Here is a 23,665-nt window from a genome sequence, read left to right on the forward strand (position 1 = left end):
GGTTGATTTAGCGACCCAGGGCAAAAACCGTCGGTGTGGCGTTGTCCAGCGCCCACCCGCTATGTTTCCAATGCTTCACCGTGTGGCTATGGGTGGTGGCGCTTTCCAGCGTGAGCCCGCTGGATGTGGCCAGCCGGGTATTGGTCTGCAGGGTTTGTAGCAGGCTCTGGAGCAGGGCGGTGTTGCGGTAGGGCGTTTCGATAAACAGCTGTGTTTGCCCGGTTTTGAGGGCCAGGGACTCCAGCTCCTTGATGCGCTTGACCCGCTCGCCAGGGTCTGAAGGCACATAGCCCACAAACGCAAAGTTCTGCCCGTTCAAGCCGCTGGCTGCCAGCGCCAGCAGCAGGGATACAGGGCCGACCAGAGGTACCACACGAATGCCCAGCTCATGGGCTGCGCGCACCACGGAGGAGCCAGGGTCGGCGATGGCGGGCATACCTGCTTCACTCACCAGTCCCACGTCGTGTCCTTGCAGGGCCGCAGCCAACAAAGGCTTGGCATCAAAGCCGCCTTGGTGATCGCCTTTCTTGTGGACCTCGCGCGGCAGCTCCTGCAGTTGCATCTCTTGAATCGGGGCACACAAAGAGTGAGACTCGCCCACCCGCTTGAGATAGGCTCGTGTGCTCTTGGCGTTTTCGCAAATCCAATGGCGCAGGTTTGCCGCCCGGCTCAGTGTGTGCTGGGGCATGCTGTCAGAGAGGGGGCTTTGGGTGGCGCAGCCGAAATCCAGCGGCGCGGGCACCAGGAACAGCGTGCCTGTCATGCGCCGGTGCTCAGCAAGTCCAGACCTGCGGCGCGCAGCATGCGGCAGGTGCGGATCAGGGGTAGCCCTACCAGCGCGGTGGGGTCGTCGTTGTCGATAGCGCTCAGCAGGCTGATGCCCAGCCCCTCGCTTTTGGCGCTGCCCGCGCAGTCGTAGGGTTTTTCGGCTTGCAGGTAATGCTCAATTTCGGTGTCTGACAGGTCGCGGAATTGCACTTTCACTGCCGCCAGATCTTCCTGCACAAAGCCGCTGGCCAGGCACACCACGGCGACCGCGGTCTGGAAGATCACAGTCTGCCCGCGCATGGCTTGCAGTTGGGCGATGGCCCGTTCATGCGTGCCGGGTTTTCCGAGGGGCTGGCCATGGAGGTCTGCCACCTGGTCGGAGCCGATCACGATGCAATCCGGGTGCACTTGAGCCACGGCACGGGCCTTGGCGAGGGCCAGGCGCCGGGCCAGCGCCACCGGTGTTTCGCCGGGTTGGGGGGTCTCATCTACGTGGGGTGCAGCTACGCTGAAAGGCAGGCGAATACGCTCCAGCAGCTCACGCCGGTAGATGGAGGTGGAACCTAAAACGAGTTTTCTTTGCGGGGTGCTTTGCATGGGGTGATTCTCTTACACTGCGCGCATGAAACATGAATACTCGCCCCGCAGCCTCTCCATCAAAGCATTCGCCCAGGCCGCCGGTGACCTGGAATCCAGCCTCCCGCTGTCGGACTTTGAGCGTCTGCGCCAGGAATCGCTGGGGCCTATAGAAGGTGTGATGGTGGCGTTTGCGGCCCAAGGCGAAATGCAGGAAGACGCGGCTGGACAGGATGAGCCTTGGGTGCACTTGTCGGGAACCACTACGCTGACCATGACCTGCCAGCGCTGCCTCGGGCCCGTGGCGGTCGATATCGAGTTTGAGCGCTCTTTCCGTTTTGTGGCCAATGAAGCCTTGGCGGAGGTGGAAGACGAAGAGTCGGAAGAAGACGTACTGGTGATGAGCCGCGAGTTCAATCTGTTGGAACTGGTGGAGGACGAGTTGCTGATGTCCATTCCGGCGGTTCCCAAGCACAAGGAATGCCCCACCACCGTGAAGCTGGCGGCTGCCGATGCGGATTTCGTGGATGCACCCGCCGACAAACCCAACCCGTTTGCGGTTCTGCAGCAGCTCAAAAAGTAGGCCTTGGCGAGTGCCCTGACTTTGGGCTATAATCACAGGCTTCGTGTGCGGAACCCGCCGCGTTTTACTAACCCTAACCGTGTTGCCACCTGCGCAGCACCTTTGCCCAGGAGCCGATCATGGCCGTTCAACAAAACAAAAAATCTCCTTCCAAGCGCGGCATGCACCGTTCGCACAACGCACTGAACGTGCCTGGCATCGCTGTGGAACCCACTACCGGTGAAACCCACCTGCGTCACCACATCAGCCCCACGGGTTTCTACCGTGGTCGCAAGGTGCTGAAGACAAAGTCTGAAGCCTGATTCTTCTGAATCCCGCAAAGCCCGAAGCTACAGTTTCTGTAGCGACGGGCTTTTGTCATTTTGGGGCCGGATAATCTCCCGCTACCTTGTCGTTGGATTGAATAGCGCATGATTACGATTGCCGTTGACTGCATGGGGGGCGACCATGGCCCCCAAGTGACCTTGCCTGCGTGCACCGAATTTTTGGATCGGCATCCTGATGCCGCTCTGGTGCTCGTCGGGCTTCCGGAGGCTTTGAAGGGCTTCTCGCATCCTCGCGCCACGGTGGTGCTGGCAAGTGAAGTGGTCACCATGGACGACCCTTTGGAAGTCGCCTTGCGCAAGAAAAAAGATTCATCCATGCGGGTGGCGGTGCAACAGGTCAAGGAAGGTGCCGCGCAAGCAGCCGTATCCGCAGGCAACACCGGCGCACTTATGGCCATCTCCCGCTACATCTTGAAGACCATTGACGGCATAGAGCGCCCGGCCATTGCGGGCCAGATTCCAAACGCAAAGGGCGGGGCCACTACGGTGCTGGATTTGGGCGCCAACGTGGATTGCAGCGCAGAGCATTTGCTTCAGTTTGCGGTCATGGGTTCGGCATTGGTGTCGGTGTTGAGTGGCGAAGAGTCTCCCTCGGTCGGTTTGCTCAATATTGGTGAAGAAGTCATTAAAGGTAACGAAGTCATCAAAAAAGCAGGTGAACTGCTGCGATCTGCTGCTAAAACGGGTGACTTGAATTTTGTCGGGAACGTGGAAGGCAACGATATTTTCAAGGGCACAGCTGCCATCGTTGTGTGTGACGGCTTTGTGGGGAATGTGGCGCTCAAGACCAGCGAAGGTCTGGCATCGATGTTCGGCACCTTCTTGAAGGCCGAGTTCTCTCGCAACATTTTGACGAAACTGGCTGCTATCGCAGCTTATTCGGTTCTAAATGCTTTCAAAAATCGTTTTGACCACCGTCGATACAACGGTGCGGCGCTTTTGGGCTTGCGTGGCTTGGTGTTCAAGAGCCATGGATCAGCGGATGCGATGTCCTTCGGCAATGCCTTGAACCGCGCGTATGATGCAGCCCGAAACAACTTGCTGGACCGCGTTCAGGTCCGCATTGCCCACGCTGCCGCTCTATTGACGGTGGCGGACGCAAGCGCATAAGCTGAACGGGGTGCCCACCACATCACCCATGACACGTTATTCCCGCATCACAGGCACCGGCAGCTATGTGCCTCCCCGTCGGCTAACCAACGCCGACCTGGCCGCTGAATTGGCGGCCCAAGGGGTCGAAACATCGGACGAGTGGATTGTTGAGCGAACCGGTATCCGTGCCCGTCACTTCGTGGCAGACGGCGTGTACAGCAGTGACTTGGGTCTCGAGGCCTGCAAAAACGCATTGCAAGCAGCTGGCCTGCAAGCCTCTGATATTGACCTGATCATTGTTGCCACGTCCACCCCGGACATGGTGTTCCCCTCCACGGCTTGCATACTTCAGAACAAGCTGGGGGCCAATGGCGGTGCTGCCTTTGATGTGCAGGCGGTGTGCAGTGGCTTTGTATATGCTCTGACAGTGGCTGATGCCTTGATCCGCACCGGCTCTGCCAACAAGGCACTGGTGGTCGGTGCTGAAGTTTTCTCCCGCTTGCTGGATTTCACCGACCGCACCACCTGCGTGCTGTTCGGCGACGGTGCCGGCGCAGTGGTGCTGGAAGCCTCCGATACCCCCGGCATTCTGGCCAGTGACCTGCATGCAGATGGCAAGCATGTCGGCATCTTGTGTGTTCCCGGCCACGTGTCCAACGGACACATTCTGGGCGACCCTCTCTTGAAAATGGACGGCCAAGCGGTTTTCAAGCTCGCGGTAGGCGTGCTCGAAGACGCAGCGCGGGCAACGCTGGCCAAGGCCGGCAAAACAGAGGCGGATATTGACTGGCTGATTCCCCACCAGGCAAATATCCGCATCATGCAAAGCACGGCCAAAAAGTTGAAGTTACCTATGGACAAGGTGGTCGTCACCGTGGACCAGCATGGCAATACCTCTGCAGCCTCCATTCCCTTGGCCTTGGATTCTGCGGTGCGGGCGGGTCGGGTTCAGCCCGGCCAGAACCTCATGCTTGAAGGCGTAGGCGGAGGCTTTACCTGGGGCGCTGTGCTCCTGACTTTGTAGCTGCTCGCGCAAACTCCACGGGCGCTAGCGCCTGTTTTGATGGTGAATTGATATGAAACCTTTTGCTTTTGTTTTCCCCGGACAGGGGTCTCAATCTGTAGGCATGCTGGATGCTTGGGGTGACCATGCCATCGTGTCTGAAACCTTGAATGAAGCTTCTGATGCCTTGGGTGAAGACGTTGCCAAGCTGATCCACGAAGGCCCCAAAGAGGCGCTGGCCCTCACGACCAACACGCAGCCGGTGATGTTGGTCGCCGCTGTGGCCGCTTACCGCGTGTGGATGGCAGAAACCGGCGTTGCGCCCCAGGCGGTGGCCGGTCATTCGCTGGGCGAATACTCTGCCTTGGTGGCTGCCGGTGCATTGACACTCGCCCAAGCGGCGCCCTTGGTTCGCCTGCGTGCCCAGGCCATGCAAGAGGCGGTGCCCGTGGGAGTGGGCGCCATGGCTGCGATTCTTGGAATGGATGCTACTAAAGTGATAGCTGGCTGCGCAGAAGCAACGGCGGCTTTCGACACTTCCGGTGCTGAAGTCGTCGAGGCGGTGAACTTCAACGACTCTGCGCAGACCGTGATTGCCGGTAGCAAAGGAGCCGTGGACAAAGCCTGCGAGATTCTGAAAGCTGCGGGCGCCAAGCGCGCGCTGTTGCTGCCGGTGTCTGCGCCTTTCCACTCCAGCCTGATGAAGCCCGCTGCCGAAAAGCTCAAGGCTCGCTTGGAAGACATCGAGATCGCTACCCCGCAAATCGCCCTGATCAACAACATTGACGTGGCGATTGAAATGGATGCAGACCGTATCCGTGATGCGCTGTACCGTCAGGCCTTTGGTCCGGTGCGTTGGGTGGAGTGTGTGCAGGCGATCAAGGCCCGCGGTTTGACCACTTTGGTGGAGTGCGGCCCCGGCAAGGTGCTGGCCGGCATGGTCAAGCGCATTGATGCCGAGATGACCGGGGCAGCCCTGTTTGACCCGGCCTCATTGGAAGAAGTGAAAGGTTTGTTGGCATGAGCGAAATGAAATATGAGGGCCAAGTGGCTTTGGTTACTGGTGCGTCCCGGGGCATCGGGGCATCGATTGCCCTGGAGTTGGCACGCAAGGGCGTCAAGGTCATTGGCACCGCCACTTCGGATGCAGGTGCAGCCAAGATCCGCGAAGCACTGGCCGCTTTCCCAGGATGCGACGGTCGTACCTTGGATGTGACGGATGGCGCTGCCGGCGATGCCTTGGTGGATGCCATTGCCAAAGAGCAGGGCGGTTTGCACATTCTGGTGAACAACGCCGGCATTACGCGCGACACCTTGGCCATGCGCATGAAGGATGACGACTGGGATGCCGTCGTGGACACCAACTTGAAGGGTGTATTCCGCATGAGCCGGTCCGTGCTACGGACCATGATGAAGCAGCGCTATGGCCGCATCATCAGCATCACCTCGGTGGTGGGTGCGTCCGGCAACCCCGGCCAAGCCAACTACGCGGCCGCCAAGGCAGGCGTTGCGGGCATGACCCGTGCGCTGGCCCGCGAACTGGGTTCCCGCAACATCACGGTGAACTGCGTGGCTCCGGGATTCATTGAGACCGACATGACGGCCGGGCTGCCCGAAGAGCAGCAAAAGGCCTTGCTGGGCCAGATTCCCCTGGGGCATCTAGGCAAGCCTGCTGATATTGCACATGCGGTTTGCTACCTGGCTTCGCCTCAGGCGGGTTATGTGACAGGGCAAGAAATGCACGTCAACGGCGGCATGTACATGTAAATAAAAAAACCGCCGAAGTGTCCGAACGGCGGCCCGGTTAGAGACAAGTCTCTAGGGCGGGTAAAATCTCGGATTCTTTTACAACCCTTAGAGGGAACCCATGAGCGATATCGAAGTCCGTGTCAAAAAAATCATTGCTGAACAACTCGGCGTTGAAGAGTCCCAAGTCACCAACGAAAAGGCCTTCGTGGCTGATCTGGGTGCTGACTCCCTGGACACAGTGGAACTGGTGATGGCTTTGGAAGACGAGTTCGGAATTGAAATTCCTGACGAAGACGCAGAGAAGATCACTACCGTGCAAAACGCGATCGACTACGCGAACACCCACAAAAAGGCCTGATAGGCCTCTGCGGAGCCAATCAGGCTCCGCGCCCCCGGACCGGAACCGCAGGATGAATGCCTGTTGGTGTCCGGCCGGTCCTTTTGAATTCTCTTGTATCGCCCAAAGGCGGTATTTCTTTGACGAACTGCTGAACCCAGATTTCTATGTCCCGTCGTCGCGTTGTTGTTACCGGTTTAGGTTGTATCAGTCCCGTTGGAAATACGGTGACCGAGGCTTGGTCGAATCTGCTTGCCGGCAAGTCCGGTATTGACGTGATTTCCAAGTTCGACGCATCCGCATTCGCTTGCAAGATTGCCGGCGAGGTCCGCAACTTTGACTTGGAGTCGTACATCAACTCCAAGGAAGCGCGGACGATGGACACTTTCATTCACTACGGCATCGCAGCAGCAGTGCAAGCGGTGAAAGATTCCGGCTTGAAGACCAATGACGAACTGGGTGAAGACGAGGCCACCCGTATCGGCTGTGTGATCGGTTCGGGCATCGGCGGTTTGCCGATGATTGAAAACACCCATACCGAGTACACCAATCGCGGCCCACGCCGGATTTCGCCATTCTTTGTGCCGGCATCCATCATCAACATGACGGCTGGCCATGTGTCCATGCGCTACGGCTTCAAGGGGCCGAACATCGCTATCGTGACCGCATGCACGACTGGTCTGCACTGTATCGGTGAAGCCGGCCGCATGATCGAGTATGGAGACGCAGACGTCATGATCGCCGGTGGCTCCGAAGCTACGGTTTCTCCGTTGGGTATTGGCGGCTTTGCCGCCATGCGTGCATTGAGTACCCGTAATGATGATCCCGCCACCGCTTCCCGCCCTTGGGACAAAGACCGTGATGGTTTTGTGTTGGGTGAGGGCGGTGGCGTCATGGTGTTGGAGGAATATGAACACGCCAAGGCACGTGGCGCCAAAATCTACGCTGAGCTGGCCGGTTTCGGCATGAGTGCAGATGCAGGCCACATGACCGCTCCCAACATGGATGGCCCGCGCCGTGCCATGTTGAGTGCCATGCGCAATGCCGGTGTCAACGCAGACCAAGTGGACTACCTGAATGCACATGGTACGTCCACGCCCTTGGGCGACGTGAACGAAACCAATGCCATCAAGGCAGCTTTGGGTGATTACGCCAAGCGTGTCGTGGTGAATTCCACCAAATCGATGACCGGTCACTTGCTGGGTGGCGCTGGCGGCTTGGAATCGGTGTTCACTGTGCTGGCCTTGCATCACCAGAAAAGTCCGCCCACCATTAACATCTTCAACCAGGACCCGGAGTGCGACCTGGACTACTGCGCCAATGCTGCGCGCGACATGAAGATCGATGTGGTTGTGAAAAACAATTTCGGCTTCGGTGGAACCAACGGCACGCTGGTCTTCAAGCGCGTTTGATTTCCGCCGCAGCACGCTGAGGCACCATGCAACGCCCACCAGCGACCAGTTTTCAAATAGTTCGTTCGCAACGTGCGGGGCGCATCCTCATGGCGCTTTCACTCGCGTTTGCAGGTGTCCCGCTATGTGGCTGGCATGCTGGCATGCCGATGGCACATGTAGTGATTTTGGCAATTCTTTGGTCTGCTACATCGGCTTGGCTAGTCCATTACTGGCAACACATGCCCCAAGGGCGGTTGCGCTGGGACGGGGACTCCTGGTATTGGTCCGGGGTGGCAGAGCCTTTGAAGGCGGTTGCCATTCAATATGATTTCCAGACTTCGGTATGGCTTTTGCTGGTGCCAGTCACCGGTAGGAGCTTTGGGGTGTGGATGGATGCTGATCCAAGGCATATGTCGCATTGGCGCTCCATGCGCAGGGCACTTGTAGGTGTTGGCCCCTTTCACCCTGAGTCAGATAACCCCCTCGAAGTCGGTCGGCACGCACTCAGATGACCGAACCCCTTGAAAAAACGGTGGATGCTGATTGGCCGTTGGTCGAGCGCACGATTGCCGGCGACCAGCGAGCCTATGGCCTATTGGTTATCAAATATCAAAGAAGGGTTCAGCGACTTGTCGGGCGCATGGTCCGGGATGTTGATCTGGTCGAAGACATTACTCAGGAAACGTTCATCCGCGCCTACAGGGCTTTGCATCAGTTCCGGGGAGACGCCCAGTTTTACACCTGGCTGTATCGCATTGCGGTAAACACCGCCAAAAAAGCACTTTTGGAATTGAAACGGGACAGGACTATTTCAGAGTCTTTTTTCGCACGGGATGAAGAAGATGAAACTTCTTTGCGCCAGAACGAACCAAGCAGTGACGAAACGCCTGAATCAGTGTTGGCGGCCAAAGAGATTGCTGGCGTGGTGAACAGTGCGATGGATGAACTGCCTGAAGAGTTGCGCCAAGCAGTGGTGCTACGGGAAATTGAAGGGCTGAGTTATGAAGAAATTTCTCTTGCCATGGCTTGTCCGATAGGGACTGTACGCTCGCGGATATTCCGGGCGCGAGAAGCGATATCGGCCAAGGTCAAGCCCCTTTTGGATAAGCAAACAGGCAAGCGTTGGTAAGGACATGGGTATGGAACACAACACATCGCTGACTTTGCAAGAGCAAATTGCGGCGCTTGCAGACGGGGAATTGTCAGCGGACGACATTGGCACTTTGCTGGACGCCATGGAAGCTGAACCTGCCACCTACGAGGCGTGGTCAGTGCATCACGCTGTGGCAGCCTCCGTACGGGGCGAGCGGGTTGAAGCTCCTTCTGGGGATTTGGCTTTTTGGCAAACTCTGCAAAAACGCTTGGCTCAAGAATCTGATGGACCGGTTTTCCACAATGAGATACAGGTGCCAAATCCGGTAATCGTTGCAAGTTCGGCATCCAATGAATCATTCTGGAAAGTCCGGGCATTGGCCTCATTCGTAATGGTGCTGGCAGTAGGAGGGCTTGCTGCGGTCCTGTGGCCTCAGGGTGATCCCTCCGAGTCATTTGCCCAGAGCGGTACTCCTGCGGCCCCGGTGGCAACCGAAGTAGCTACTGCTGACGGCAGTGTCATGTTGCGCAACCCGGAGCTCGATGCATTGATGGCAGCCCACCAGCAAATGGGTGGCCATTCCGCATGGCAAGCGCCATCCGGATTTTTGCGCAACGCAACTTATGAAAGACCCGGCCGGTGATGGAAATCCGAACGGTGTCTATTGCCAAGGCATTGCTTTGCTCCGCCTTGGTGGTCCTGTCCTTTATGCCGGCGATGGCACTGGCCGAGGACCCCTCGGTGAGCTCTTGGCTCATGCGTTTGCATGAAGCTTCCCGCCATCGCACTTACACAGGTACCTTTGTTGTATCCGCAGGCACACAGATGGCCAGTGCCAAGATCTGGCATGTGTGTGATGGGGATCAGCAAATGGAGCGGATCGAGTCGCTCAGCGGCACCCCACGCTCCACTTTTCGGAAAAATTCCGAGGTCTTGACTCTGTACCCGACTGCCAAAGTTGGCATTGCGGAAACGCGGGATTCGTTCGGATTGTTTCCGGGACTGTTGAAGTCGCAAAGTACCGCTCTGGATGAGTTCTATCAACTGAAGCCTCAGACGACCGACCGGGTGGCAGGGATTGACGCTGATGTAGTTCAGATTGCCCCCAAGGACGGCATGCGCTACGGGTACCGTGTCTGGAGTGAGAAGAAATCCGGCTTGGTCGTGCAGCTGCAGACACTGGATGTAGACGGAAAGACATTGGAGCAATCCGCCTTCTCTGAATTGCAATTGGATGCGCCGGTGAGTGCCGCCAAGCTGAGTCAGTTAATGGGGCAGACGGAAGGCTATCGAGTGGAGCGCCGCACTACAGAAAAAACGACTGCGGCAGCCCAGGGTTGGACGATGTCCAGCGTAGTACCCGGATTCAAATCCGCAGGCTGTTATACACGGCCGGTTGCGCTCTTGGCTGGAGCCTCGGGGAAAGCTGAGAGCACGATGCAATGGATGTTCTCAGACGGCTTGGCAACCGTGTCTCTTTTTGTGGAGCGATTCGATCCGACTCGCCACACACAAGCGGGCGGTGCGGACCTTGGGGGGGCTACGCGTACCCAAACCCGCAAAGCAGGCGCGTGGTGGATCACCGGCGTCGGTGAGGTACCCGCTGCCACGCTGGCCTCTTTTGTTCAGGCTCTTGAACGCAAAAAATAAGTCGCCATATCGATTTTTTTCAGGGGATGAAGACGATGACCGCTTGGATTTCTACCGCACGACGATTTTGTTTGACAGGCTTCTTGGCTGTATCTGCCGTCGCATTGGTTCCGACGGGAGTTGCCCATGCGCAAGCCAGGGCATTGCCGGACTTTACGGATCTGGTGGATCAAGTGGGCCCTTCGGTGGTGAACATCCGCACACTGGAAAAAGTCAGTGCCCGTGCCCAGCAAGGTGGGCCCGGTGAGGAGGAGATGCTGGAGTTCTTCAAGCGCTTTGGTCTGCCGATTCCCAATTTGCCCAAACAGGCGCCCAAGCAGAATCGTCCCCAGCAGCAGGAAGAGGAGCAGCCACGCGGTGTCGGCTCCGGATTTATCCTGACTTCTGACGGTGTCATCATGACCAATGCGCACGTGGTGGAAGGGGCGGACGAAGTGTTGGTGACTTTGACGGACAAGCGGGAATTCAAAGCAAAGATTTTGGGTGCCGACAAACGTTCGGATGTAGCCGTTGTCAAAATCGAAGCTAGTGGATTGCCTGCCGTGAAGGTGGGTGATGTCAACCGCCTGCGTGTCGGGGAATGGGTGATGGCCATCGGCTCGCCATTTGGTCTGGAAAATACAGTGACAGCTGGTATCGTGAGCGCAAAGCAGCGAGACACGGGTGATTTCTTGCCTTTCATCCAAACGGATGTTGCGATCAATCCCGGAAATTCCGGCGGTCCATTGATCAACATGCGTGGTGAGGTGGTCGGTATCAACAGCCAGATTTACTCCCGATCGGGCGGATTCATGGGTATTTCGTTTTCGATACCCATGGATGAAGCAGTCCGGGTGAGTGACCAATTGCGGGCGACCGGTCGTGTTTCACGTGGACGTATCGGCGTCCAGATTGATCAGGTCACCAAAGATGTGGCGGAGTCTATTGGCCTCGGAAAGCCGACCGGTGCTTTGGTGCGCGGTGTGGAGACGGGCTCTCCAGCTGAAAAGGCCGGCGTTGAGGCGGGTGACATCATTACGCGCTTTGATGGCAAGGTGATTGAGAAATCGAGTGACCTGCCGCGCATTGTGGGCGGTACCAAGCCCGGTACGAAAAGCACTGTAACGGTCTTCCGTCGTGGCGGAAGCAAAGATTTGCAGGTCGTGATCGCCGAGATTGAGGCAGATAAGCCTGTTGCCAAGGCAAACAGCAAGGACGACAAGCCTAGCGCTTCCCCCGCAGCTCAGGTGTTCGGTCTGGTGGTGACTTCCTTGACGGAAGCTCAGCGCAAAGAGGCGGGCGTGCGTGGAGGTGTTCGCATTGAAGGCGCAGCAGATGCTGCCGCCAGGGCGGGTTTGCGGGAGGGTGACATCATTCTTCAGGTTGCCAACGTGGAAGTCCTGAACGTCAAGGAATTTGACGCAGTCATTGCAAAACACGATAAATCCAAGCCGCTGAACGTACTGTTCCGCCGGGGGGACTGGACGCAATACGCGGTCATTCGCGCCAACCGATGAGACGGAAACAACCCTAAAGCACAGCGGGCTTTGGGGTTGTTGGATCACACATCAGCCACAGTTTTTTTTCTTTGGACCACGGAGTTATCGGTGTTGGCATTAAATCAATAGAGTGAATTTATTGAGATGGTTAGAATAGACAGATTCTTTGGTGCAAAGAAGATATATAGAACTTGCGATAATCCATGATGTGGGACGTCGTTGATTGCCCCACAGACACTCCACAGCTCTCCCACATGTTGTCCAGTTATTGAGTGAGTGATCTGTGGATAAGTTGTGAGTATTTATGATGTTGCCATGGTGCAACGTCCCCTGAACCGGGTTTTTTGGGCTGTGCTCTCTGGACTTTTTGCCTACAATGAGCTTCCAACCATCGCAGTTGCCAAAAGATTGTTGGTTCAGGGCGCGTCCTCACTCGACGCGCCCTTTTTTCATGGCTGTTCCTTTTAATTCAATTACTTGAAGCTCGTCGTTGATGAATCACATCCGAAATTTTTCGATCATTGCCCACATTGACCACGGCAAATCCACGCTGGCAGATCGCTTGATTCAGCGTTGTGGCGGGTTGGAAGCGCGTGAGATGGAGGCGCAGGTTCTGGACTCGATGGACATCGAAAAAGAGCGTGGGATAACCATCAAGGCGCAGACCGCTGCATTGCAATACAAGGCCAAAGACGGACAGGTTTACAACCTGAACCTGATCGACACTCCCGGTCACGTGGACTTTTCATACGAAGTGTCCCGCTCGCTCTCCGCATGTGAAGGTGCGTTGCTCGTGGTCGATGCTTCCCAAGGCGTAGAAGCGCAAACCGTAGCCAATTGCTACACCGCCTTGGATCTTGATGTGGAGGTATTGCCGGTCTTGAACAAGATCGACTTGCCGAATGCGGACCCTGACAATGCCCGCAGCGAAATTGAAGATGTGATCGGCATAGATGCTACCGATGCCATCGTGTGCTCGGCCAAAACGGGCCTAGGCATTGATGACATTCTCGAAGCCATTGTGGCCAAGATTCCCTCACCTAAAGGCAATCCGGATGGCCCACTGCGCGCCATGATCATCGACAGCTGGTACGACAGCTTCGTGGGTGTGGTGATGTTGGTGCGCGTAGTGGATGGCCGCTTGGGCAAGGGTGAACGTATCAAGATGATGGCGTCCGGTGCGACCTACAACGCGGACAATTTGGGTGTCTTTACCCCTGCGAACCAGCCACGCACGTCGCTGGAGGCCGGAGAGGTGGGTTACATCATTGCCGGGATCAAGGAACTGCAGGCCGCCAAGGTGGGCGATACGGTGACCTTGATGAAGCCCGGCACGGGTGGCGCCGCCCTGACAGCCACAGAGCCATTGCCTGGCTTCAAGGAAATTCAGCCGCAGGTGTTTGCCGGTCTGTACCCGACCGAAGCCAGTGAATACGACTCCTTGCGGGACGCGTTGGAAAAGCTCAAACTCAACGACGCCTCCTTGCATTACGAGCCAGAGGTGTCGCAAGCGCTGGGCTTCGGATTTCGTTGCGGATTCCTGGGCCTGTTGCACATGGAGATCGTTCAGGAACGCTTGGAGCGCGAGTTCGATCAGGACCTGATCACCACAGCCCCGAGCGTGGTGTACGAAGTGGTCAAGAGCGATGGCGAAGTCATCATGGTGGAGAACCCCTCCAAGATGCCAGAGATCGGCAAAACTGCCGAAATCCGCGAGCCCATCGTCACGGTGCACCTCTACATGCCCCAAGAGTACGTGGGCGTGGTCATGACCTTGGCCAACCAGAAGCGTGGCGTGCAGATGAACATGGCGTACAAAGGCCGCCAAGTCGTGTTGACCTACGAAATGCCGCTGGGTGAAATCGTGCTGGATTTCTTTGACAAGCTCAAGAGCGTGAGCCGCGGATACGCGTCCATGGACTATGAGTTCAAAGAGTTCCGCGCATCCGACGTGGTCAAGGTAGACATCCTGTTGAACGGTGAGAAGGTGGATGCCTTGTCCATCATCGTGCACCGCAGCCAGTCCGCCTACCGGGGCCGCGCAGTGGTGGCCAAAATGCGCGAGATCATTTCGCGTCAAATGTATGACGTGGCGATCCAGGCGGCCATCGGAGCCAACATCATTGCGCGTGAGACAATCAAGGCACTGCGTAAAAACGTGCTGGCCAAGTGCTACGGCGGTGATATTTCCCGCAAGCGCAAGCTGCTGGAAAAGCAAAAAGCCGGTAAGAAGCGCATGAAACAAATCGGATCGGTGGAGGTTCCACAGGAAGCCTTCCTCGCCATTCTCCAAGTGGAAGATTAATGCAAGCATTCACAGCGGCCGTACTTGCGGCCTTCGTTGCCTACGGCGCCTCCTGGTATTTCGGTCTGGTCGATGGCAACTTTGCGTTGCTGCTTTTCCTGGCCAGCGTGGTGACCGGTGCCTACTGGCTAGCCGAGCGCTTTTACTTTTTGCCCCAGCGCCAACGTGCCGTGGTTGAGTTGGAAGCGCAGGATGCAAAACGGCGCGAAGGCTTGGCTAACATGGGCATCACCCAGGTCGATGGAGACATCCAGGAAGCCAAGGTCAAACTGCTGATGCAGCCTTGGTGGCTGGACTGGACGGCCGGTCTGTTCCCGGTGATCATCGTAGTGTTTCTGTTGCGCTCGTTTTTGTTCGAGCCCTTCAAGATCCCCTCCGGATCCATGATCCCAACCTTGTTGGTAGGCGACCTGATTCTGGTGAACAAGTTCACCTACGGAGTGCGATTGCCAGTCATCAATACCAAAATCACCGAAGGCAACAAGCCGCAACGCGGTGATGTGATGGTGTTCCGCTACCCCCCTAAGCCAAGTTTGGACTACATCAAACGTGTGGTGGGTGTACCGGGCGATACGGTGGCCTACCTAAACAAGCGTTTGACCATCAATGGCAAGCCTGTTGAGACCAATACCTTGCCGGACTTCTTTGATGAAGATGCCAGTCAGTACTTCAAGCAGTTTGAAGAAACTTTGGGCGAGAAGCCCCACCGCTTGCTGAATGATGCTCGCCGGCCCGCCTTTGTGGCCGGAGTTGAAAAGTTCGAAGGCATGGAATATTGCAACTACACCGTGGAAGGCGTGACCTGCAAAGTGCCGGAAGGCCACTACTTCATGATGGGCGACAATCGCGACAATTCGCTGGATTCACGCTATTGGGGTTTTGTCCCGGACAAAAACATCGTGGGCAAGGCTTTTTTTGTGTGGATGAACTTTACCAATCTCAAGCGGATTGGTGGGTTTAACTGAATCTTTATCGACCTTGAGTTTCGGGAGTCACAACATGCACAGCAAATCCAAACAACGCGGCATCTCTTTCATTGGCCTGCTTTTTGTAGGCGGCATTCTGGCTATGACAGGGGTCATTGCTGCGCAAGTGTTTCCGACCGTAATCGAATACACAGCGATAGAAAAAGCCGCACAACGCGCATCCGCAGGCCAATCGGTGGTGGAGGTGCGTGCGATTTTCGACAAGCAGACTGAAGTTGACACCATTAAGTCGATTACAGGCAAAGACCTTGAAGTGACCAAAGAAGGTGACAAAGTCGTGGTGGCGTTCTCCTACCAACGTGAAATCCACCTTGTCGGCCCCGCTTTCCTGACCCTCAAATACGCAGGACGATCCAAATAAGTGGCAGATGGTTTGACCGCGCTGCAGCAAAGGCTACAGCACCAGTTTTCTAATGTATCACTGCTGTCGCGGGCGTTGACCCACCGCAGCTTCTCTGCGGACCATTACGAACGCCTGGAGTTTCTGGGCGATTCCGTTTTAGGCTTGGCCATTTCTGATCTCTTGTATGCGCGCTTGGGCAATCTACCCGAGGGGGATTTGTCCCGTGTGCGGGCCAACCTGGTCCGGCAGGAAACGCTGCACCAATTGGCCTTGAAATTGGGTTTGCCCGATGTGCTCAAACTGGGGGAGGGCGAAATGCGTTCCGGAGGCCCCAAGCGCGCGTCCATCCTGGCCGACGCCTTGGAGGCCATCATCGGCGCCGTTTATCTGGATGCCGGTTTTGTCACGGCCCAAGCCTTGGTACACCGGTTGTTTGAAGCGGTAGAAATCAACCCGCAGATGCAGGCCATCGGCAAGGATGCCAAGACCGAGTTGCAGGAGTGGTTGCAAGGTCGCAAAATGAAACTCCCGCTCTACACCGTGGTGGGCACCATAGGCGCAGCCCATAAACAAAGTTTTGACGTGGAGTGCGAGGTACCCGAACTGCGCTTGTCGGAACGCGGCATCGGCGGCTCACGCCGGGCCGGAGAACAAGCAGCGGCAGCGGCCATGCTGCAAACCATCAAAGCAAAGGTCAAATCATGAATGCTCCTAAAAAAGTAGCTGCTCGCGCAGATTCCACGAGCGCTAAGGGGCAAAAAGGTTCTCAAGCTCCAGCGCCGGTTGAGGTACAGGAAAACCTGGATGCCATGCTGGAAGGTTTGCTCAAGAGCACGCCGAAGTTGGCTACTCCAGGCACCGATGGTGCGGGTCAGCGTTGCGGTTTGGTAGCTATTGTGGGCAAGCCCAATGTGGGTAAATCCACTTTGCTCAACGCATTGGTGGGGCAGAAGATCAGCATCACCTCTCGCAAGGCACAAACGACGCGTCACCGTATTACCGGCATGCGCACCAAGGGGCAGACGCAGTTTGTGTTTGTGGACACCCCCGGTTTCCAGACTATCCACGGCAACGCATTGAACAAATCCCTGAATAAGGCCGTGCAGGGTGCTGTGTCAGATGTGGACCTGGTGTTGTTCGTGGTCGAGGCCGGCAGCTTTACGTCGGCGGACGAAAAAGTATTGAAACTCTTGGGCGAGGGCATCCCTGTCGTCTTGGTGGCTAACAAACTAGATAACGTGAAAGAGCGCGCCGGCTTGGCGCCTTGGCTGCAAGCCATGCAGGCCCGCGCCAAATTCACCGAGATGATTCCCCTCTCGGCCAAAAACGCCAAGGACATTGACCGCCTGCTGGGTATTTGCGAAAAGTTCCTGCCCGAGCAAGCCTGGTGGTACTCCGAAGACGAGTTGACCGACCGCAGCGAAAAATTCCTGGCCAGCGAGCTGGTCCGCGAAAAACTGTTCCGCCTGACCGGTGACGAGCTGCCCTACACCTCCACGGTGGTCATCGACAAGTTCGAAGAAGAGCCACCCCAGAAAAAAGGCCAGAAGCGCCTGCTGCGCATTGCCGCCACGATCGTTGTGGAGCGCGATGGCCACAAGGCCATGGTGATCGGCGACAAGGGCGAGCGCATCAAGCGCATTGGCATGGAAACCCGTGTGGAACTCGAAAAGCTGGCGGATGCCAAGGTGTTTTTGGAGCTGTGGGTCAAAGTGCGCTCTGGCTGGGCCGATGACGAAGCGCGCGTGCGCAGCTTCGGGTATGAATGAGCACACCCCCCGGCTTGCTCGCTTCGCGTAGCCGCTTTCCCCCTTGCAGGGGGCAACGCCTGCGGTCTGGCAGAGCCAGTCCCGCGGCGTTCGCTGGTAACAAAACACGCTGATCCATGGCGACCAAGCGGATTGCGGACGAGCCTGCATTTGTGCTGCATCGCTACGACTGGAGCGAGAGCAGTCTGATTCTGGAGGTGTTCACCCGCCACTACGGTCGGGTGGCACTGGTCGCCAAAGGGGCGAAAAAGCCCACTTCGAGTTTCCGCCCCATTCTGCTGCCGCTGCAGCCTTTGCACGTGGCCTTTGGAGGCGATGCCGAGATCCGCACTTTGCGCAGCGCGGAGTGGCAGGGTGGGCATGTGATGCCGACCGGGGATGCTCTTCTGTCTGGCTACTACCTCAACGAGTTACTCATCACCTTGCTGGCGCGGGACGACCCGCATGCCGCGTTGTTTGACATCTATGCTCAGGTCGTCCGCGTCATTGCCAGCGAGCACGACGAAGTGCTGCAGGCGGCCCTGCGGACCTTCGAGTTGCTGTTGCTGCGTGAGGTGGGTTTTCTGCCCCAGCTCGATGCACAAACCATGACGCTGGCGCCTTTGCATGCCGATGTGCGTTATGTGCTGGTGCCTGAGGGCGGACTGCGGCAAGCAGGCCCTGACGACCGTGTCGGCCTGCTCGGAACCCAGTGGGTGGCACTGCAAGATGCGATCGCAGACGACGCCCCCTTCACCACCACGCTGCGGGCTTGCGCCGAGGTGATGTCGGAGCTCAAACCCCAGCTGCGGGCACTGCTGCACTACCATTGCGGCGTCAAGACGCTGCGCACGCGGCAGATGATGATTGATATTCAAAACCTATGAAAACCCATCTCTCCGTCAACCTGAACAAAGTCGCGCTGGTGCGCAACACCCGCCACTTGGGTATTCCCAGCGTCACCCGCGCAGCGACTTTGTGCCTGGAGGCGGGCGCAGCCGGTATCACGGTGCACCCGCGCCCTGACGCGCGGCATATCCGTGCACAGGATGTGTTGGACCTGGCGGAGCTGCTCAAAGCCTGGCCTGATCGTGAGTTCAATGTCGAAGGCAACCCGTTTCACAACCTGATGGACTGCGTGCGCGACCTGCGCCAGCGCGGCTTGCCGGTGCACCAAGTGACCTTCGTGCCGGACTCGGAAGGCCAGTTCACCAGTGATCACGGCTGGAGTTTTCCCGCAGATGCCGCGCGCTTGAAGCCCTTGATTACCGAAGCCCACGCACTGAACCTGCGGGTCAGCCTGTTCATGGACGCAGACCCCAAGGCCATGGCGGCCGCCAAGGCGGTGGGCGCAGACCGCATTGAGCTCTACACCGAGCCATTCGCCGCCGCCTGGGGCACCGCGGATCAACAAGCGCAATTGGATCGTTTCGCCGCTGCAGCCCAAGCCGCATTGGACGCGGGCCTTGGCGTCAATGCCGGCCATGATTTGAATCGCGACAATCTAACCGCGTTTGCGCAGCAGGTTCCCGGTTTGCAAGAGGTCTCTATCGGCCACGCGCTGATTGCAGACGCATTGGAGCTGGGCTACACCGCCACCATCCAAGGCTATCTGGCCTGCCTTAGGCAATAAAGGCACGCCTTGATTTACGGCATTGGCACCGACATCTGCGATGTGCGTCGCATTCGCGCCAGCGTAGAGCGCCATGGCGAGCGCTTCGCGGCCAAGGTGCTGTCCGACGCGGAACTGGCCACCTGGAAGGCCCGCAGAGCGCGCTGGCCCGAGCGCGGCTTGCGTTATCTGGCCACGCGCTTCAGCGCCAAAGAGGCGTTCAGCAAGGCCATCGGGCTGGGCATGCGGATGCCCATGAGCTGGAAGCTGTGCGAGATTGCCAACGAGCGCAGTGGCAAGCCGGTCATCGTGTTGCATGGTGAGCTGAAGACCTGGTTTGAAGCCCAAGGGCTGCAGGCCCACATCACTGTGACGGACGAAACTGACTATGCCGCCAGCTTCTGTGTAGTGGAAACCCGCTGAAAATGTGAGTAAAAATGGCTGCTAGCGCTCATAGAATATGCGCGAGCAGCTCCTGAATTGATAGCAATAAATACCATGACATTTCACGCCCCTCTGATCATCGATATCGCCGGCACCAGCCTCACCGCCGTGGACCGCAAGCGCCTGAAGCACCCGCTGGTGGGGGGCATGATTCTGTTTGCCCGCAACTGGCAAAACCGCGAGCAACTCACGGCGCTGTGTCGCGACATCAAAAAAGTGCGCTCCGATTTGCTGATCTGCGTGGACCACGAGGGCGGCCGGGTGCAGCGCTTCAAGACTGATGGTTTCACCCACCTGCCGCCCATGCGTGCTTTGGGTGAGATGTGGATGCGGGACATCGCGCCGACCACCTCCGCAAGGAAAGCTGGCGCCCTGGACGCTACCAACGCGGCTACCGCCACCGGCTATGTACTCGGTGCCGAGTTGCGCGCATGTGGTGTGGACATGAGCTTTACGCCCGTGCTGGACCTCGACTACGGCGAGAGCAGTGTGATCGGTGACCGCGCTTTTGCGCGCGACCCGCGTGTGGTGAGCATGCTGGCCAAGAGCCTGATGCACGGCTTGCAAAAAAGTGGCATGGCCAACTGCGGCAAGCACTTCCCCGGCCATGGCTTTGTGAAGGCCGACTCCCACATCGACATTCCGGTAGACAAGCGCAGCCTCAAAGCCATTTTGGCGGATGACGCCTCACCGTACCGCTGGCTCAACACCGTGACCAGCAGCGTGATGCCTGCTCACGTGCTTTACCCCAAGGTTGACAGCCGCCCCGCCGGGTTTTCGAGCGTGTGGCTGAACGACATTCTGCGCGGCCAATTGGGCTTTACCGGCGCCATCTTCAGTGACGACCTGTCCATGGCCGGCGCCCGCTTGATCGACGGCAAAACCGTGAGCTATACCGAAGCGGCTGTGGTGGCGTTAAACGCAGGCTGTGACCTGGTGCTCCTGTGCAACCAGTCCATGGCCAATGCCGAGGGCGGTGGCAAAGCGGTGGACGAATTGATCGACGGCCTGACCGAAGCCCAGCTCAAGGGCCAGTGGCAGGCACTGGAGGCGAGCGAAGCCCGCCGCCGCGCATTGCTGCCCACCAGCCCTGCGATGGCGTGGGACGACCTTATGGTGCACCCCGACTACATGCAGGCACTGGACTGGATCGCCTGAGACCCTGAGCAGCGCCGGCCATGGACTTTGCCGCGCTGATTTATCGCCGCCAAGTATTTCTGGACGGGCAATGGTGGCTGCCTTTCAGTGCCCAATTCGCACACTTCAACTCTGTTCACGCTCTGGCGAACCTCGCAGGTGCCATCCTTTTGTGGAGCCTGTTTCGTCCCTGGATACGCTGGCAAGAGCAAGCCCTTGCGATGGCTGGCGGAATGCTGGGTGTCGCTTTGGTCGTGGTTTGGGATGCGCACTGTGACTACTACGCCGGCGCTTCCGGTGCCTTGCACGGATGGGCGGCTGGTGGGGCCGTCCTCATGGCGATACGGCACTTCCGCAAATCGCGAATGGTCGTTTGGATAGCTTTTGCTCTGTTGGCAGGCCTGGCAATCAAGCTGCTGTTAGCACTGGGGTTGGAAACAAGCCCTGCGGTGTGGGGTTTCCCTGTTTACTATCCGGCACATTTGGCTGGAGCCGTCGGCGGACTTTTTCCAGTCCTAACGCACCTTCGTAAACCTTCTTGGCGCACAAACAGTGGCCAATAGGGCTAGGACAGCCAAGGTCAAAAGACTGAGGCTCTCCAAGCTGCCTCCACCTCCACCGCCGCCGGAAGCGGCGACTGGCGCGGACACCATGTTGACAGTGACGAAACTATCCGCTGTTTTTGCGGCGGGTGCCAGCGTAGTCGCTCTGAAGCGGAAAACGAGGTTGTTGTCGTTGGAGCTTGCTGGGGTGAGGATGGTTGCCACATTGCCTGCAGCGTTGGAAATGGTGACTGCCGGGCCGGAAACCTGGGTCCACTGTACGGTCGCTAAGCTAGTTCCGCTGGTTCCGGCACCAGCCACTCCTGTCAACGTGATGGAGGTACCTCGTCCCACGTTATGTGTCTGGCTCGCATACGCGTTGGCAAAGGGCGCATCGTTGTCCAATGTTTGCGCAACTGCGGCATCTGCATCCAGCAATCCTGCTCCGCACAGGTAGTTGCCGCTGCAAAAGGTGCTGACCGGAAAACTGCGAACGCTGTTGATAATTCTGGACGTGACCTCGTCAGGCGTAATCCCCGGTTTAATCTGGTACAGCATGGCAGCGACACTGCTCACCATGGGGGCGGAGAAACTGGTGCCGTTTGCGCTCTGGAATGTGTCTGCCAATGGAGCTTGAGTGCCTGTATTGCTGGTGCTGTAGATGCTGACACCCGGCGCACTGATCGAGGTGCCGGCCCCCACGTTGGCGAACGCGGGGCTTGCGCCATCCGTGCGGTGGGCTGTCACCGCAATCACATTTTTGCAGTTGGCCGGCTGTGTGATGGTAGTGTTACTCGACTCATTGCCCGTTGATACAACGACGGTGGCGTTTTTTGAATTCCGCACTTCGTCAATTGCCGACTGGTATCTTGAATCACATGTTCCGCTGCCACCCAGGCTCAAGTTGATCACTTTGGCAGGGGTGGCATTGGTAAGGCCATTTACCGTGATACCCGCTGCCCAGCGCATCGCGTCGACCACGTCCGAGATATAGCCGCCACAGACCCCCAGTACACGAACGGGCAGTACCTTGGCTTTATAGGCTGTGCCAGCCATGCCGCTGGTGTTGTCTGTCACCGCACTCACGATACCCGCTACGCGCGTGCCGTGCCAACTGGACGTGCTGAGTTCGCAATCGGCAGAGATGCTATTTCCGTCACCCGGGTCCAAGGCGCTGTTGTCCCGACCATTGCCATCATTTGCGGTAACAAGTGTGCTGCTGTACAAGCCGGCGGGGTCTGGGGAAACAAAATCGTAACCAGTCAGCAGGTTGGCGGCTAAATCTGCGTGTGGTCGATAGCCGGAGTCCAATACGGCTACAACGACGTTCTCGCCGCTGACTGCAACTGAAGCAGATGTAACGCGATTCCAGGCCCCAGCGAAGTTTGCTGCTCCCAAATCCGTCGTGGGCGCCTTAAGTTGCCACTGGGTGTTGTTCACATAGGCTGCATCGTTCGGGCTGAACTCATGTGGAACCATCCGTTCATCGATAGAGACACTCTCGATCGCCGGATCGTTGGCCAGTGCCTGAATCACGGTCTGCATGGAAGACCTGTCTTGTGTGCTGTCTGTGAGGTAAACGTGGCTGTTACCTGAGACCGCACGCAGATAGGAGAGCCCCTTGACCTTGCCAGAGCTGGCCTCTGACGCAGCAGAGGCCATCCGGTCTTTCATTCGCTGCTCCACCGTTGCCTGACGAGAACTCCGGGGTGCAGAGTTGTCCTTGAAAGTCACCAAAATGCGTTGGAGCTGCTCCTTGGCTTTCGGCACAGAGGGCTGAAAACTTTCGCCTGACCGCGTGCGGGATCGCAGATCAAAGTACCCGGAAGTTTCCGAAAAGGCAAATCCCACAGTTCCCAGGAGAACAGGAACGAGAATGGCACTAAGAATGGTTCGTGGAGACCTCATGCTGCGGCAGTTTAGCCTGTCATCAGAGTTTTCAATTTACCTTCCGCGCATAGGCGACCATGAAACCTTCGATGTCTCCGAGCGAGCCCGACCGCATCCCGGACAAGCGAACTTCGAGTTCGCTTGTCCATTCTTGGAGTGGCAAGCCCATACATTTAAGTTTTGCTTCATGCAGGGCCCACTCTTCGGCAAATGCAGTGGCGCGCTCTAGGCCTGCCAAGCCTTCAATTTTTCGTGAGATCGCAGGTGGCAGAAAATCTTTGGCCACCCTGACGCATTCCTCAAGCCATTCCGCTTCGTGATTGATGAACGTAACATCAATGCCGATGGGGCTGTGCATATCGAGAGCTATGAACGCCCAGTCTTTTTCGTAGCTGAATGACACATGCACTCGCTGGCGTCCAACCTTAACGACAGGTGCATTGCCGGACGCCGTTTCGATGGAGACAGCGTTGGCATCGCATCCGAAATGGTGCTGCAAAGCGTCCTGCAATGTTGCTCTGGACATCTTGCGCGCCTCTGCGTGCGGGAGGCCGGGCCGCAGCGCTAAAGAGATGAGTGCGAAGTCCTGTTCGCGCAAGTCTTGCGCAG

26 protein-coding genes are annotated in these 23,665 nt (G+C 57.5%); 22 read left to right on the plus strand and 4 right to left on the minus strand.

All coding sequences use genetic code 11. The features are described from left to right. Positions 1 to 7 precede the first annotated feature (7 nt). Together AEP_RS19065 and AEP_RS19070 are read right to left on the minus strand one after the other, a co-directional pair. On the minus strand, positions 8 to 763 hold the full coding sequence (locus tag AEP_RS19065; RefSeq protein WP_087496849.1) for an SAM-dependent methyltransferase: 756 nt from the start codon (positions 761 to 763) through the stop codon (positions 8 to 10). Further along, positions 760 to 1,365, minus strand: coding sequence for a Maf family nucleotide pyrophosphatase (locus AEP_RS19070; RefSeq protein ID WP_087496850.1), 606 nt, complete (start codon positions 1,363 to 1,365; stop codon positions 760 to 762). Before AEP_RS19070 ends, AEP_RS19065 begins: the two co-directional genes overlap by 4 nt. A gap of 25 nt (positions 1,366 to 1,390) precedes the next feature. On the opposite strand from AEP_RS19070, the gene AEP_RS19075 reads away from it, so the two are divergent. The 22 genes from AEP_RS19075 (at position 1,391) to rrtA (ending at position 21,187) form a co-directional block, all read left to right on the plus strand. After that, entirely contained in the window at positions 1,391 to 1,927 is a 537-nt protein-coding gene (locus tag AEP_RS19075; RefSeq protein WP_087496851.1) for a YceD family protein, read from the plus strand. A gap of 119 nt (positions 1,928 to 2,046) precedes the next feature. Beyond that, positions 2,047 to 2,229, plus strand: coding sequence for a 50S ribosomal protein L32 (rpmF, locus tag AEP_RS19080; protein ID WP_087496852.1), 183 nt, complete (start codon positions 2,047 to 2,049; stop codon positions 2,227 to 2,229). A gap of 108 nt (positions 2,230 to 2,337) precedes the next feature. Continuing rightward, a complete protein-coding gene (gene plsX / locus AEP_RS19085) occupies positions 2,338 to 3,363 on the plus strand; it encodes a phosphate acyltransferase PlsX (protein ID WP_087496853.1) in 1,026 nt (341 codons plus the stop codon). A 28-nt stretch (positions 3,364 to 3,391) separates the two neighbouring features. After that, entirely contained in the window at positions 3,392 to 4,369 is a 978-nt protein-coding gene (locus AEP_RS19090; protein ID WP_087496854.1) for a beta-ketoacyl-ACP synthase III, read from the plus strand. A gap of 52 nt (positions 4,370 to 4,421) precedes the next feature. Further along, entirely contained in the window at positions 4,422 to 5,372 is a 951-nt protein-coding gene (fabD, locus tag AEP_RS19095) for an ACP S-malonyltransferase (protein ID WP_087496855.1), read from the plus strand. Beyond that, a complete protein-coding gene (gene fabG / locus AEP_RS19100; RefSeq protein ID WP_087496856.1) occupies positions 5,369 to 6,115 on the plus strand; it encodes a 3-oxoacyl-ACP reductase FabG in 747 nt (248 codons plus the stop codon). The genes fabD and fabG overlap by 4 nt, the downstream gene beginning before the upstream one ends. A gap of 100 nt (positions 6,116 to 6,215) precedes the next feature. Further along, positions 6,216 to 6,455: an acyl carrier protein gene (gene acpP / locus AEP_RS19105; RefSeq protein WP_087496857.1), complete on the plus strand. Its 240-nt coding sequence runs from the start codon at positions 6,216 to 6,218 to the stop codon at positions 6,453 to 6,455. 146 nt (positions 6,456 to 6,601) lie between these two features. Continuing rightward, positions 6,602 to 7,846 carry a beta-ketoacyl-ACP synthase II gene (fabF, locus tag AEP_RS19110; protein ID WP_087496858.1) on the plus strand — a complete coding sequence of 415 codons (1,245 nt, stop codon included), beginning with the start codon at positions 6,602 to 6,604 and terminating at the stop codon, positions 7,844 to 7,846. Between the two features lie 490 nt (positions 7,847 to 8,336). Then, entirely contained in the window at positions 8,337 to 8,957 is a 621-nt protein-coding gene (locus AEP_RS19115; protein ID WP_087496859.1) for a sigma-70 family RNA polymerase sigma factor, read from the plus strand. 10 nt (positions 8,958 to 8,967) lie between these two features. Beyond that, positions 8,968 to 9,564 (plus strand): sigma-E factor negative regulatory protein, encoded by a 597-nt coding sequence (locus AEP_RS19120; protein ID WP_157673227.1) that lies wholly within the window; start codon positions 8,968 to 8,970, stop codon positions 9,562 to 9,564. Beyond that, a complete protein-coding gene (locus tag AEP_RS19125; RefSeq protein WP_087496861.1) occupies positions 9,564 to 10,571 on the plus strand; it encodes a MucB/RseB C-terminal domain-containing protein in 1,008 nt (335 codons plus the stop codon). The genes AEP_RS19120 and AEP_RS19125 overlap by 1 nt, the downstream gene beginning before the upstream one ends. A gap of 35 nt (positions 10,572 to 10,606) precedes the next feature. Beyond that, the gene (locus tag AEP_RS19130) at positions 10,607 to 12,067 is read left to right on the plus strand and encodes a Do family serine endopeptidase (protein WP_087497436.1); all 1,461 of its coding nucleotides are present in this window, start codon (positions 10,607 to 10,609) and stop codon (positions 12,065 to 12,067) included. A 475-nt stretch (positions 12,068 to 12,542) separates the two neighbouring features. Further along, positions 12,543 to 14,354 (plus strand): translation elongation factor 4, encoded by a 1,812-nt coding sequence (gene lepA / locus AEP_RS19135; protein ID WP_087496862.1) that lies wholly within the window; start codon positions 12,543 to 12,545, stop codon positions 14,352 to 14,354. Beyond that, positions 14,354 to 15,319 (plus strand): signal peptidase I, encoded by a 966-nt coding sequence (gene lepB / locus AEP_RS19140; RefSeq protein ID WP_087496863.1) that lies wholly within the window; start codon positions 14,354 to 14,356, stop codon positions 15,317 to 15,319. Before lepA ends, lepB begins: the two co-directional genes overlap by 1 nt. A gap of 34 nt (positions 15,320 to 15,353) precedes the next feature. Continuing rightward, positions 15,354 to 15,701, plus strand: a complete 348-nt coding sequence (locus AEP_RS19145; protein WP_087496864.1) for a DUF4845 domain-containing protein — start codon at positions 15,354 to 15,356, stop codon at positions 15,699 to 15,701. Then, a complete protein-coding gene (gene rnc / locus AEP_RS19150) occupies positions 15,702 to 16,388 on the plus strand; it encodes a ribonuclease III (protein ID WP_087496865.1) in 687 nt (228 codons plus the stop codon). 104 nt (positions 16,389 to 16,492) lie between these two features. Next, positions 16,493 to 17,452 (plus strand): GTPase Era, encoded by a 960-nt coding sequence (gene era / locus AEP_RS19155; protein WP_232460036.1) that lies wholly within the window; start codon positions 16,493 to 16,495, stop codon positions 17,450 to 17,452. A 116-nt stretch (positions 17,453 to 17,568) separates the two neighbouring features. Next, complete coding sequence (recO, locus tag AEP_RS19160; RefSeq protein ID WP_087496867.1) at positions 17,569 to 18,318, plus strand: DNA repair protein RecO; 750 nt, start codon at positions 17,569 to 17,571, stop codon at positions 18,316 to 18,318. Beyond that, positions 18,315 to 19,064: a pyridoxine 5'-phosphate synthase gene (locus AEP_RS19165; protein ID WP_087496868.1), complete on the plus strand. Its 750-nt coding sequence runs from the start codon at positions 18,315 to 18,317 to the stop codon at positions 19,062 to 19,064. Before recO ends, AEP_RS19165 begins: the two co-directional genes overlap by 4 nt. A gap of 9 nt (positions 19,065 to 19,073) precedes the next feature. Next, a complete protein-coding gene (gene acpS / locus AEP_RS19170) occupies positions 19,074 to 19,466 on the plus strand; it encodes a holo-ACP synthase (protein ID WP_087496869.1) in 393 nt (130 codons plus the stop codon). A gap of 75 nt (positions 19,467 to 19,541) precedes the next feature. Continuing rightward, positions 19,542 to 20,645: a beta-N-acetylhexosaminidase gene (gene nagZ / locus AEP_RS19175; protein ID WP_087496870.1), complete on the plus strand. Its 1,104-nt coding sequence runs from the start codon at positions 19,542 to 19,544 to the stop codon at positions 20,643 to 20,645. 20 nt (positions 20,646 to 20,665) lie between these two features. Further along, on the plus strand, positions 20,666 to 21,187 hold the full coding sequence (gene rrtA / locus AEP_RS19180; protein ID WP_087496871.1) for a rhombosortase: 522 nt from the start codon (positions 20,666 to 20,668) through the stop codon (positions 21,185 to 21,187). On the opposite strand, the gene AEP_RS19185 is transcribed toward rrtA, so the two are convergent. Beyond that, positions 21,140 to 22,840 carry a S8 family peptidase gene (locus AEP_RS19185; RefSeq protein WP_157673228.1) on the minus strand — a complete coding sequence of 567 codons (1,701 nt, stop codon included), beginning with the start codon at positions 22,838 to 22,840 and terminating at the stop codon, positions 21,140 to 21,142. The two genes, rrtA and AEP_RS19185, sit on opposite strands and share 48 nt — an antisense overlap. Positions 22,841 to 23,105: 265 nt before the next feature. Further along, positions 23,106 to 23,654 (minus strand): 4'-phosphopantetheinyl transferase family protein, encoded by a 549-nt coding sequence (locus AEP_RS19190; RefSeq protein ID WP_157673229.1) that lies wholly within the window; start codon positions 23,652 to 23,654, stop codon positions 23,106 to 23,108. Positions 23,655 to 23,665 lie beyond the last annotated feature (11 nt).

It is taken from the genome of Curvibacter sp. AEP1-3 (assembly GCF_002163715.1).
Lineage (GTDB): Bacteria > Pseudomonadota > Gammaproteobacteria > Burkholderiales > Burkholderiaceae_C > Allorhodoferax.